Below are 12,175 nucleotides of genomic sequence, written 5' to 3' on the forward strand. Positions count from 1 at the left end.
CTGATTTCAGAAATTACGTGAGGTGCAGAAACACCAGATTCAGACAACCTAATATAAAACCAAGCAAGGCACCAAAGAGGTTGATATACTTGAACTGCTCTTCCATAATCGAAAGTAGCAACCGTTCCAGGCGCAATAAATCCAGCGAGTTCAGCTTATCGGCAACAATTTGTCTGATATCAAGTGAGTCGACCAGACCGGGAACCTCTTTCTCAAGCATTGAGGAGGCCATTTTCTGGATTGAGAGGTAAATTTCTTTACGGACATCACCTGGCAGCACATTTGATATTTTGCCGATCTTCTTATGAACTACTGTGTCGACCAGGCTTTCAAGCAGTGCATCAAGCGTTTTTTTGGTATCAGCAGAGCGCAGCAGGCTCACACATTCTTTCTTGGCCCAGTTTTTCGCTGTAACCGAACCTGTTGGGCCGAAGAAATCAAAGAGCAGCGTTCTGATACGGACATTGCCATCATCAAGATGAGTCTCAACATTATTCTTGATCATAGCCGAGAGAGCCACTGATACTTCTTTTTCTCTTAACAGAGCAGAAATCTGCGCAGAGGCAGTAGCGCAGAATGTATCAACCTTATCGGCATCTGCTGTATTTATGAGTTTGACCAGTGGCGTGGTGCAAAAGTGTGCAAATCTCTCTGATAAAATCGCCCCAACCTTCTCCTGGAGCTCTTCTGACCCAAGCCAGTTCTGAATATCCTCTTCTTTCTCATCGAGGTATTCTCTGATCTTGACCTCCACAGTCTCCATACTGATGAAATTCTGCACCATGGCAGACATGGGACCAAGAGAAGTAATGAAACTCTCAACTCCACCACAGGCGCCCTGAACTATATTTGTTCGTACCTGCTCGTCTTTGAGAATTTCGGCGAGCTTTTTCAGGATATTGGGAGTCTGTTGACGTATAGAGGTCTCAATCAGCTCAAGCAGCGTTTCAGGGAGAACTTCCGACAGACATTTCTCCTGCTGCAAAGTTTCATACACCTTCTGGCGTACAAACTCATTAACCCATTCCTCCATAACCGGGCTTGCCAGCATTCTCTGCAAAGATTCCTCAAGAAATCCGTAGACAAAGTCACGCTGACCACTGTTCAGCATGTCACCGACCTGACGGTCCAGAATATGCTCGAACTTATTTTCGATAGCCTGTCCAATCTGCTCTTCAAAGTCGTCTGAGTCTATAAACTCATGAACATTTTCCTTAAGCTGATGTTTTACTGTCCTGAGGCCCAGATCAAAGTAGATCGAGAATTTTTGCGGCACCAGCTCGGCAATGGACCCGAGATCCCGGTGGAGGATGTCCCCTACCCTTTCAGAGATAACATTGAGCAAATGTTGTTGGAATTTATCTTCTTTGAGCGCGTTACCAATCTCTGTGCTGGTGAGCAGATGATCCCCGACAACCTCACCCATGTTATCAGCAAGTTGGGCCCTTTTGGAGGGAATGACACCCGGAGTCATAGGCACGCGCAATCCGAAAACCCGCCACTCTTTGAGTGGCCTGAACAGCATGCGGATGGCGACACGATTGGTTAAATAGCCAATGAACGCACCAACCAGGGGCGGTGCAGCATATTTCAGGTAAGGTGCGAGTTCAACTGGTAGCAAGGACATATTCAACGATCTCCTCAGGGCTTGAAACAATTATATCGGCGTTGTTCTGTTGTAACTCTTTCTTTTCCCGAAAGCCCCAGAGAACACCTATGGTATACATACCAGCTGATTTACCCGTTCGCATATCCACAGAGGTGTCGCCAACGTAAATGCATTGAGCTGGATCAACCTGCATAATATTCGCTATCTCTATGGCCCCGGCCGGGTCAGGCTTTTTCTCAACGCCTTCACGTTGACCAAAGACAACTTCAAAATCGTCTGAGTTGAAAAAACGATCGATATAAATCCTGGTAAACTGATGCGGCTTGTTCGAGAGAACGCTGCACCGGATGCCTTGACTCTTCAATTCATGAAGCATTTTGATAATACCGGGATATGGGCGGCTATTCGCATCCCAGCAGCTATCATAGATTTCATTGAACAAGGAACAGCAGGCTTGAATTTCACTCTCATCAACATCAGCTGGAGTAATTCTTTCCATCAGCACCTTTAAGCCATCGCCAACAAAATGTTTATATGACTCGACAGGGTGTTGGGGAAAACCCCGCTTCATCAATACGCTGTTGCCGGCATATGCCAGATCATGGAGGGTATCGAGCAAGGTACCGTCAAGATCAAAGATTGCAGCTTTACAATTCATAACATCATTCTCAAAAAGGGATTGGTGAATGGCTCGGCAAAGCGTTCGACCTAACCAATTTCATTATTATAATCATCTGAATTACTGATATATTCCGAGTCAGAAAGTACTTTCATTTTTACTTAAACTGTAGAACTATTACCGATGTCAACCATTGTACGCTTCCTTAAACCTTCAGCTTCAAGGGTGTCTTCATGTGGTTCATCAATTTTTTCAAAACGTCCATCGGAAGAAAGTATGTCATGGCAATTACCGGTTTGTTACTGGTGCTGTTTCTCTGCACCCACGTCTTCGGTAATGTCACAATCTACCTGAGTGCGTCGGCATTTCAACACTATGCTGATGCATTGCACAGCCTCCCTGTACTGGTATTTATTTTCTCTACATCGTTGTTTACGGTTCTTGCCGCGCATATCGGCTTCGGCCTCTACCTGTTTTTTCAAAACAGAGAGGTCAACAGCTCACGCTATGCTGTACAGGCTGAAATCGTGACAGAGAAGAAATCAATCGCGGCAAAGACCATGCCCTATTCCGGTCTTCTTTTGTTATTGTTTCTGCTGGTTCATGTCTCAGGTTTCACCCTTTCCGGAGGTGAGATGCCAATTTCAGAATTGGTTAAAGAGCGATTCAGCGGCTTTTTCTACAGCCTCTTCTACCTCATTTCATTTGCAGCGATGGCACTGCACCTGACGCACGGTTTCTGGTCTATGCTTCAGACTCTGGGAGCCAACCACCCTCGCTACAACGACGCAATTGACAAACTTACGTATATCGTTCCAGCGTTTTTCCTCATTATGTTTGGCGGAATACCACTCTATTTCATGACCGGTCTGGGATCGAATTTTTAATCCAGGATCTAAAAAAAACAGTGTGGTCTGATACCTAGACACGCAAACATACTCTAAACCTCTGCCCGAAGATGTTTACATCCGGGTTAAAAACACGTCAAGGTTTTATACTATGGAACTTAATTCTCATATCCCTTCAGGCCCCCTCTCAGAAAAATGGGATAATCATAAATTTGCCAATAAGCTTGTCAACCCTGCAAATCGTAGAAAATTCTCCGTGATTGTGGTGGGAACAGGACTCGCCGGCGCTGCCGCCTCCGCCACTCTCGCAGAACAAGGATATAAAGTAAAAACATTCTGTATTCAGGACAGCCCGCGCCGTGCACACTCCATTGCAGCCCAGGGCGGCATCAACGCTGCAAAAAACTATCAGAACGACGGCGATTCGGTTTACAGACTCTTTTACGACACCATTAAAGGCGGTGACTTTCGGGCCCGTGAAGCTAATGTGTATCGTCTCGCCCAGGTGAGCAACAATATTATCGACCAGTGTGTTGCACAGGGAGTGCCGTTTGCCAGGGAATATGGCGGCACTCTGGCTAACAGGTCTTTTGGTGGCGCCCAGGTAAGTCGTACTTTCTACGCCCGGGGCCAGACAGGTCAGCAGCTGCTGCTTGGAGCATACAGCGCCCTTTCACGCCAGATACATGCCGGTAAAGTAGAGATGTACCCCCGACGGGAGATGATGGATCTGGTCGTAGTAGATGGCAAAGCCCGTGGCATAACGGTTCGCAATCATATTACCGGTGAAATTGAAAGTCACAGTGCAGATGCCGTGCTGCTCTGCACCGGCGGCTATGGTAATGTCTATTTCCTCTCCACCAACGCCATGTCATGTAACGTTACTGCAGCCTGGCGTGCCCACAAGCATGGCGCGGGTTTTGCCAATCCATGCTTTGTACAGATTCATCCGACATGTATTCCGGTTCATGGAGATTATCAGTCAAAACTCACTCTCATGAGTGAAAGTCTGAGAAATGATGGCCGGGTCTGGGTGCCGAAAAAACAAGGTGACACGAGACCACCTGCCCAGATACCTGAGTCGGAGCGTGACTATTACCTCGAAGGTAAATATCCGAGTTTCGGAAACCTGGTACCACGTGATGTTGCCTCCCGTAACGCCAAGGAACAATGCGACCTCAACAAAGGTGTCGGTTCGACCGGCCTTGCTGTCTATCTTGACTTCGCAGATGCAATCAAGCGAGATGGCGAACAGACCATTCTCAAGAAGTATGGCAACCTTTTCCAGATGTACGAAAAAATTGTCGACACCAATCCTGTAAACGAGCCAATGATGATCTACCCAGCTGTGCACTATACAATGGGCGGGCTCTGGGTTGACTATAACCTGATGACCACAATTCCAGGTCTTTTTGCCCTTGGTGAGTGCAACTTCTCAGACCATGGTGCCAACCGATTGGGTGCAAGCGCCTTGATGCAGGGACTGGCGGATGGCTATTTTGTTGTTTCGCCTGCAGTCGCCAATTATTTTGGTTCTACCCCGATTGATAAAGTAACAGCCGACAATTCAGAATTTTTGGCATCCCGTGAACGGGTTAACAACCGGATCAGCAAAATTCTCAAAAACTCAGATAAAGGACCCAAAGGTACCGTCACAGTAGATGAGGTCCATAAAGAGCTCGGCAAACTTATGTGGGATAATTGCGGTATGGCCCGCAACAAGGAGGGGTTGAAAAATGCTCTTGAGGCTCTGCCAGCCATTAAGGATAAATTCTGGGACAAAGTATATGTACCCGGTTCCGGCAAAGACCTGAACCAGTCCCTGGAAAGAGCCGGAAGAGTAGCAGATTTCCTGGAATTTGCCGATGTGATGATTCACGATGCGCTGGAAAGAGAAGAATCATGCGGCTGCCATCTCAGAGAAGAGAGCCAGACTGAAGAAAATGAGGCCAAACGTGACGACAACAACTACTCACACGTTAGTGTCTGGGAACATAAGGGTGAAGATGAAGCTCCGGTAATGCACAAGGAGCAACTCGCGTTTGAAAACGTTACCCCAAGCCAGAGAAGTTACAAATAATGGCGAACCATGGTTCTCAGAAAGTGTCGATACCAACTTTCCTAATCGCATTCGATTTTAAAACAGGTGGCTAATATGAGCAGCATTGACCTCACACTACAGATCTGGCGCCAGAGAAATAATGACGCGCTTGGCAACTTCGAATTTTACAACTTAGACGATATCAGTACCGATATGTCCTTTCTTGAAATGCTTGACGTGCTGAACGAAAAGCTGACCAAGGAGGGAAAAGACCCTGTTGCTTTTGACCATGATTGTCGGGAAGGGATTTGCGGGCAGTGCGGTTCTGTCGTCAACGGTATAGCACATGGCCCTGAAAAGGAAGTTACCCTTTGCCAGCTGCACATGCGCAACTTCAAATCCGGCGATACTATCGTTATCGAACCGTTTCGCTCGCGTGCTTTTCCTGTCCGAAAAGACCTGGTCGTAGATCGTTCCGCTCTGGATCGGATAGTCCAGTCTGGTGGATACGTATCGGTGAATACCGGCGGAGTTCCTGATGGCAACGCCACCCCTATTCCTTCAGAAACAGCAGAGCTTGCAATGGATGCCGCTGCCTGCATTGGCTGTGGCGCATGTGTTGCCAGTTGCCCCAATGGGGCGGCGATGCTTTTTACCAGCGCCAAGATCAGCCAGCTCTGCTTATTGCCGCAAGGCCAGGCCGAGCGGAAACAAAGGGCTCTATCCATGGTGGAAACAATGGATAAAGAAGGGTTTGGCAATTGCTCAAACTACAAGGCATGTGAAATAGTGTGCCCTAAATCCATATCCATCCGAAACATAGCCAGAATGAATCGGGAATTTGTGACCGCTACCCTTACTGAGGGATAGCAAAGAGTTCGCTATTTGAGTATACTTTGCTGCCGTACATCCTTCGCAGGCTTTCGTTTACGGGTGTACGGCACTTTTTTTTTCAACATACTCAACCCCATATATGACATTATGCAGTATTCAGTTGTAATTGCCGGCGGCGGCCCCGCAGGTCTTTCCTGTGCCAAAGTTTTGGCTGAGAATGGTACCGACGTACTGGTGCTTGAGAGAAAATCCAGGTTCGGACCGAAGGTATGTGCTGGAGGTATTACCTGGAGCGGTCTGATAAACACTATCCCAGGCCAGATAGAAGAAAAGAGATTCCCAACCCAACACGTCTTTACCAGACTACAGCACGCTAAAGTCGTCGAAAAGGAACCAATTATTGCAACTGTAAGCCGGGAAAAACTCGGCCAGCATATGGCTCAGCTTGCAACAAAGTCCGGCGCAGTACTCAAAGCCAGTTGCCAGATTATCAAGATCAAAAAACACTCGTTAATTTACCTCGATCGCCTTACCGGTGAAGAGCATAAAGTAGATTTCGGGTTTCTGGTTGGCGCAGACGGCTCAAGCTCTGCAGTTCGTAGATATCTCAAAATTCCGACAGAATCAATGGGAGTGGGAATTAACTACCAGGTACCACGACATGCAAATGAAATGGAATGGCATTTGGATAATCGCTTTTTTGGAAATGGGTATGGATGGATTTTTCCTCATACCGACAGCGTTTCGATCGGTGCCTACGCTGATCGAAAAACCATGCCAGCCCAGAAATTGAAATCCGGTCTTATAGACTGGGCCAGAACCCGGGGCTACAGGCTTGATAGACACTGGGCCAGAGCGGAGTATATTAATTTCGATTATCGTGGTTGGGATTTTGGCAATATGTTTCTGGCTGGAGATGCAGCTGGTTTTGCCTCAGGGCTGACCGGCGAAGGGATTTACCCGGCGATTGTATCAGGAGAATATATCGGCAGACAGCTTGCCTCTATAGAAGGTAATGACAAGAATTTCCATAAACTGGTTCGAGTGCAGAAGATTCATGCCAGAGCATTGAAACTGACAGGTAGAAACAGCCTTTTGACCGGGCTGCTTGCAGAGTCGGTTGCTTTAGCCCTCCGCACTGGGCTGCTTGACTTCAAAAATCTCGAAATGGGAAACAGATAGTCAGCAGGAAAGTATCGAAACGTTACCTTTCACCTTAATCTTAGAACGAAACAACGGGAGCTATGCCAAAGTTTTCAAAAGGAAAAATGATTATTCTCAATATCTGCTTCGTGGTGATCGGTGTTTTTATTGTCACCTTTTTATTGCGTGCTCCCAAAGCAACGACTTCGACTTTGCCGCACGATGAGTTGCATGAGGAGTTTTTTGCTATTGAAAGCAAGAAAGAGGCAGAAAAAAACTGTGTATCCTGTCACGTGGAGGGTGGCTCCTCTCCTCTATCAGAAAACCACCCGCCCAAATACCGGTGTCTTTTCTGTCATAAAAGAGACTAGAACGACTACTTCAACTCCCTGTTTTCAATAATATCCTCACGGGGAGTACCACATTGCCAACAGGCAGTGAACTGCTGCTCCAATTGTTCCCCGCAACTGGAACAAACCCAATACTCCCCTATCGTCCCCTCTTCCTTCATCTTGCTGTCATACTCTGTCACAACATTAATGGCCTGCTGGTGATCACTGTCTTGTAGTATCCAGACAGTGGGAAAGGTGTCACCAACCATGGGTAACTCTCCCCGCACGCTGAACAATGCCTCGCCACGAACTTCTGCGATAATATTGTGGGATTCAAGTATTCCACGAACAATATGCGCTTCAGCCGGGTTCGCTGCCGTATACACTTTTTTCATAGCGTTCTGTTATTGTTGAAACTCTCGCACATCTGTATATGCGCCGCTCTTCACCACATCAGGAAGCCGGTCGATGCAATTTGCTACTATGTGTGCTGCTTCGGCAGGTTGTGGCATATATTTTGTGTTTCTGGCTTCTTGTAGCTTCTTCAATACAGGATAATCATTGCTTGCATCCAACCCACAGAGATGTTCCTGCATTGCGGAATCAATTATTCCAGGTGCCAGGGCGCAAAAGTGTGTTTCTGACCGTTCCGCCGCATAGAGCTTCACCATCATGTTCAGCGCAGCTTTGGATATTCCATACCCGTTCCAGCCTCTTGCCCCGCTTACAGAAGCACCGGAAGAGATTGCCACCACCTGTTGTACCGCCACACCATTTTGGAATAGATAATCGAGAATGACCTTGTTGACCCAGAGGTTCACATCCATCACCTCTTTCATCACCTCAAGCCTGGTTGTGGTCATATCTCCAAAATCACCGAGGATACCAGCGTTCAGGACAACGAGATTTATGTTTTTAGTCTCAATGTGTTTCTTTAGAGATTCTTCGGTTGCCGCAAAATCTCTCAGATCAACAGAGCTGAATAAAAATCTTTCATCTTTCATCAACTCGGCCGGCTCTCTTCTACTGAGACCATATACGGTACAGCCCCGCTCCAGATACAATCCAGCCAGCGCTTTGCCAAGGCCGCCACTCACTCCTGTAATCAGTACTTCAGCTCCCATAATCTCTCCTTTTTATAAAAGTTTCAGCTATTGGCTAAAGGATATTACAGTCATCGAAACAACGTTCTGCTTCTGCACTTATTTAGTGATTTTGATTCATTCAGATGGTGCCTGCAGACACCCGCTCTATTATTTTCAGCATTTTCTCATAATGGGTGCCCTTCCAGTACACTTTACCGCACCCTGTGCATCTGGAGAATTCGTCGTAATATTTCCTGGTGAGCGGTTCCAGCAGCTCAAACACTTCTTCTTTACTGACTCTTTGCAGCGGAGAATTGCATTCAAGACATCGACTGAATAATGCAAGAGAATCTGTTTTGAGACAACCAAAACGTTCCAGAACCTCTCGTAACTGCTTTTCAGGATCTTCAGAACGTAATAACTGTCCATAGGCCAGGGATTTAAGCTTTAACAACTCTTTGTTTCTGGTAAGAATAATGCGTTTTTGCTGCCTGGCACTTTCAGCCACTGCACGAATCCTTGTGGAGTGTGCCTGTGAGGTATCAACCCCGAGCATTCGCAGGATTCTTGCCAGTTTCAAAACGTTTACGTCTGCGAGAAAACGTAAGCTTAAAGGAGTCTTCGGGCGTAAAGGGGAATTGACTGCGATGGTGAGGTCTTTCGAAAATGGCAGTATTTCAATAAATTGTGATGCGTCCGGAATGTGTTCGAATTCCGATTCCACACCATTTACCAATATCGCTCCCACCTCGGTATGGGGAATACCAAGGGCTTCGATGATATCTTTCATTGAAGCCCTTCGCTTAAGAGGATAGCGCACTACTCCATCATCGTTGCATGGATATTGCCTCGGCAGCAATGTCTGGTTGTTGCCGATTATCTTGATGAGAAGTATTGATTCAATCATGTGCTGTTCTGCGTACCGTTTGTGCGACTATTGTCTTCAAATTTAGAGGCTTTTCTTTACTATCTCATAAACATCACGCGAAAGCCCTTCTAAACTCACAATTTTTTCAAGCTGATCTCGCATCATTGCCTGACGTTCACTGTCATATTTTCGCCAGGTAGTGAATGGCGAAACCATCCGCGCTGCGATCTGAGGGTTGATTTCATTGAGCTGAATAATTCTGTCTGCCAGAAATGCATACCCTTCGCCTGAATTATCGTGGAACCGGACGTGGTTCATCGCGCAGAAACTTCCGATCAGCGAACGTACCTTATTCGGGTTCTTGATTGAAAATACCGGATGAGCAAGGAGCTTTTTCACCTCTCCAAGGGTTTCCTTACGCTTTGAAGTCGCCTGAAGTATAAGCCATTTATCAGTTACCAATGGATCCTGACGCCATTTCTCCAGGAAATCTTCCAGCATTTCTTCCCGAACATCAAGTTCGCTATTGGAGATAAAGTTCAAAGCGGTTACCACATCCGTCATGTTACTCCCATTCTCATATTGAGCAAGACAGATATCCACCACCTCCTGCGGTAAAGGATCAAGGCTCATCAGGTAACTGAGAGCGGTATTTTTCAGGCTCCGTTGTCCCATTGCCTCCGGAGTTATCTGATACTCACCAGCAACATTATTTTCCTTATACAACGTGAGAAATACATCAGAGAGGCTGCTTGCCAGTTGTCTGGCAACAGCCTCTTTGGCTTCGTGCAAAGCATCTGGATCGATAACGTCCATCTGGGTGGCCAGATATGTTTCAGGCGGCAATTGCAGTGCCTGGGCCAGCAGCATTTTATCTGTTTCCCTGCCGCTGGCGATGTTGGTTGCTACGGCTTGAACATATGCGTCGTCAAGTGTAAATCCCTCTCCCTTCTGATGTGCGGATATACCGTCAAAAATAACATATTCAGCAAGCTTTGAGGCTGCTTGCCACCGATTGAATAAATTTGAATCATGGGCCATTAAAAACGACAGGTCCTGCCTGGACTGGAAATCTTCAACCTTCACCGGGGCAGAGAAATCACGCAGGAATGACAGAACCGGTTCATTTTCAACTCCGTAGAAACTGAATTGTTCTTTTTCCTCCTTGAGTTCCAGAACTATTGAATCTTCTCCTGTTATTGAAATGTCATTGCCATCCTGGTCGAGTAAGCCGATTTTGATAGGGATATGGAATGGTTTCTTTATTTTTTGGCCCGGGGTCGGCGCGCATTTTTGTTCAATAACAACAACGAATTCCTGATTATCGGCGTTAAATTCCGTTGTTACTGCAAGTTGAGGGGTACCTGCCTGGCGGTACCAGCGTTTGAACTGGCTGAGGTCATAACCGTTTGCATCTTCCATGGCAGAAACAAAATCGTCACAGGTTGCCGCCTGACCGTCATGACGCTCAAAATAAAGATCCATCCCCTTGCGATACGACTCGGCACCAAGCAGGGTATGCATCATACGGATCACCTCAGCTCCCTTGAGATACACGGTAGTTGTGTAGAAATTGTTAATCTCCACATAGGAATCCGGGCGAACCGGATGGGCCATGGGACCACTGTCTTCACGGAATTGGGCGGTGCGCAGCACTCGAACGTCATCAATTCGCTGAACCGGCCTGGAATTCATGTCCGCTGAAAACTCCTGATCACGAAAAACGGTCAACCCCTCTTTCAGGCTCAGCTGGAACCAATCCTTGCAGGTCACCCGGTTTCCGGTCCAGTTATGAAAATATTCGTGGGCGATAACACCTTCGATACCGAGATAGTCATTATCTGTAGCAGTTTCAGGAAGTGCCAGCACATATTTGGAATTAAAGACATTGAGGCCTTTATTCTCCATGGCGCCCATATTGAAATCGTCCACGGCCACTATCATGAACTGATCAAGGTCATACTCAAGCCCATACACTTCCTCGTCCCACTTCATCGACTTTTTCAGGGAGCGCATGGCGTGCTCGCATTTGGCTATGTTCCGTTGCTCCACATAAATCTGCAGCGCTATGTCTCGTCCTGATCTGGTGGTGAAGTTGTCTTCGATATATTTCAGGTCACCAGCCACCAGGGCGAACAGATAGCACGGTTTTGGGAAAGGGTCTTCCCAAACCACATAATGCGTGTCTTCATCGAGGTCGCCCTCCTCTATCTTGTTGCCATTGGAGAGCATCACCGGGCAGGAGGTTTTATCCCCTTCAATCCTGGTGGTGAATTTGGCGAGGACATCAGGTCTGTCCAGATAATAGGTGATCTTTCTGAACCCTTCTGCCTCACATTGTGTGCAGAAATTGCCACTGGAACGATAGAGTCCTTCCAGTGAGGTGTTGGCATCCGGGTTTGTTCTGGTAGTGATTTCAAGAACAAAGGCATCATCACTCACATCAATCGACAGCCCTTTCTCACTCACTTCGTAACACTGGTCGGTTAGCGGCAAATCGTTATAAAAAATAGTCAGCAATTCAAGCTGCTCGCCATCAAGCTTGAGTGTTTTGCCGCTGTCACGGGAGGCCGGGTTTTTTCGTATCTCTGTTCTGGCGGTTACATCAGTATGGTTTGCACCGAGCTTGAAGGTAAGCTGGATGGTATCGACAAGGAAAGGCGACGGTTGATATTCTTTTCTATATATAGTGCGATGTTCCTCTGTTTTCATACAGGGCATCTCCTTGGTTAAATTTTATGGTTACAGCCAGGATTGTAACGTTTGTTTATTGACAGAGTTTGTAAGGCCATTATA

At 46.9% G+C, this 12,175-nt stretch carries 11 protein-coding genes; 5 read left to right on the forward strand and 6 right to left on the reverse strand.

From position 1 onward, the window contains the following. Positions 1-13: 13 nt before the first annotated feature. On the reverse strand, positions 14-1,627 hold the full coding sequence (locus FCL45_RS14995; protein WP_136796721.1) for a DUF445 family protein: 1,614 nt from the start codon (positions 1,625-1,627) through the stop codon (positions 14-16). Continuing rightward, on the reverse strand, positions 1,608-2,267 hold the full coding sequence (locus tag FCL45_RS15000; RefSeq protein ID WP_136796720.1) for an HAD family hydrolase: 660 nt from the start codon (positions 2,265-2,267) through the stop codon (positions 1,608-1,610). The genes FCL45_RS14995 and FCL45_RS15000 overlap by 20 nt, the downstream gene beginning before the upstream one ends. Positions 2,268-2,461: 194 nt before the next feature. On the opposite strand from FCL45_RS15000, the gene FCL45_RS15005 reads away from it, so the two are divergent. From FCL45_RS15005 to FCL45_RS15025, 5 genes are all read left to right on the forward strand, one after another. After that, positions 2,462-3,115, forward strand: coding sequence for a succinate dehydrogenase cytochrome b subunit (locus FCL45_RS15005; RefSeq protein WP_136796719.1), 654 nt, complete (start codon positions 2,462-2,464; stop codon positions 3,113-3,115). A 112-nt stretch (positions 3,116-3,227) separates the two neighbouring features. Further along, positions 3,228-5,156, forward strand: a complete 1,929-nt coding sequence (locus tag FCL45_RS15010; RefSeq protein WP_136796718.1) for a fumarate reductase/succinate dehydrogenase flavoprotein subunit — start codon at positions 3,228-3,230, stop codon at positions 5,154-5,156. 66 nt (positions 5,157-5,222) lie between these two features. Then, the gene (locus FCL45_RS15015) at positions 5,223-5,987 is read left to right on the forward strand and encodes a succinate dehydrogenase/fumarate reductase iron-sulfur subunit (RefSeq protein ID WP_419174824.1); all 765 of its coding nucleotides are present in this window, start codon (positions 5,223-5,225) and stop codon (positions 5,985-5,987) included. Positions 5,988-6,098: 111 nt separating this feature from the next. After that, positions 6,099-7,133, forward strand: coding sequence for an FAD-dependent monooxygenase (locus tag FCL45_RS15020; RefSeq protein ID WP_136796716.1), 1,035 nt, complete (start codon positions 6,099-6,101; stop codon positions 7,131-7,133). Between the two features lie 62 nt (positions 7,134-7,195). Next, complete coding sequence (locus FCL45_RS15025) at positions 7,196-7,465, forward strand: hypothetical protein (protein WP_136796715.1); 270 nt, start codon at positions 7,196-7,198, stop codon at positions 7,463-7,465. Between the two features lie 5 nt (positions 7,466-7,470). Here FCL45_RS15025 and FCL45_RS15030 read toward each other — a convergent pair whose 3' ends face one another. From FCL45_RS15030 to pepN, 4 genes are all read right to left on the reverse strand, one after another. Further along, positions 7,471-7,821 (reverse strand): putative signal transducing protein, encoded by a 351-nt coding sequence (locus tag FCL45_RS15030; RefSeq protein WP_136796714.1) that lies wholly within the window; start codon positions 7,819-7,821, stop codon positions 7,471-7,473. Positions 7,822-7,830: 9 nt separating this feature from the next. Continuing rightward, positions 7,831-8,550 (reverse strand): SDR family NAD(P)-dependent oxidoreductase, encoded by a 720-nt coding sequence (locus FCL45_RS15035; RefSeq protein WP_136796713.1) that lies wholly within the window; start codon positions 8,548-8,550, stop codon positions 7,831-7,833. A gap of 100 nt (positions 8,551-8,650) precedes the next feature. Next, positions 8,651-9,418: a Mut7-C RNAse domain-containing protein gene (locus tag FCL45_RS15040; RefSeq protein ID WP_136796712.1), complete on the reverse strand. Its 768-nt coding sequence runs from the start codon at positions 9,416-9,418 to the stop codon at positions 8,651-8,653. Positions 9,419-9,460: 42 nt separating this feature from the next. After that, complete coding sequence (pepN, locus tag FCL45_RS15045; RefSeq protein ID WP_136796711.1) at positions 9,461-12,091, reverse strand: aminopeptidase N; 2,631 nt, start codon at positions 12,089-12,091, stop codon at positions 9,461-9,463. Positions 12,092-12,175 lie beyond the last annotated feature (84 nt).

Source organism: Desulfosediminicola ganghwensis, assembly GCF_005116675.2.
GTDB classification, from domain to species: domain Bacteria; phylum Desulfobacterota; class Desulfobulbia; order Desulfobulbales; family Desulfocapsaceae; genus Desulfopila; species Desulfopila ganghwensis.